Genomic DNA, 560 nt, shown 5'->3' on the forward strand with positions numbered 1-560 from the left:
AACGTCACTCCCGCGGCGACGAGCGCGGTCACGCCGGCTGCCGCAAGGGCGGCGCGGCGCTTGGGTATGCGTCGGTGCTTCACAAAGGTGCCTTCCTGTGGGGGCCGTGTCCGGACAAGTGGGGTGTCCTGGCACGGAGGATGCGCCGCCCACTATTCCGACACGCACAGGGAACACACAAGACCGACTTCCGGACGCGCACACGACAACACCAAAGCGTCCCAAGTCCGTTCACGAACGAGGGGAATCGTGCGCCGATTACCTCTGCGAACACTGACCGCGTATACGCAAAGGCGGTGGGTGAGGACTAGTCCTGTCCGGTATTCGACTCCTGCCGACCGGATTCCGACGGAAGCTGAGCCTTCTCGGGCTCGGCGGGAGGGACAGCCGGAGGGGCGGTCGGGGCCGGGGCCGCGACCGGCGCCTGCGGGGCCGCCCGTTCCAGGAACCGCAGCAACTCCACGGGGAAGGGCAGCACCAGCGTGGAGTTCTTCTCCGCAGCCACCGCCACCACCGTCTGCAACAGCCTGAGCTGGAGCGGGGCCAGCTGGTCCGACATC

General features: G+C 67.7%; 1 pseudogene. It reads right to left on the reverse strand.

Going from position 1 to position 560, the window contains the following annotated elements:
• Positions 1–307 precede the first annotated feature (307 nt).
• A pseudogene (locus J0695_RS39495) lies at positions 308–560 on the reverse strand (slipin family protein); the annotation flags it as partial.

It is taken from the genome of Streptomyces beijiangensis (genome assembly GCF_017315755.1).
GTDB lineage: Bacteria > Actinomycetota > Actinomycetes > Streptomycetales > Streptomycetaceae > Streptomyces > Streptomyces beijiangensis.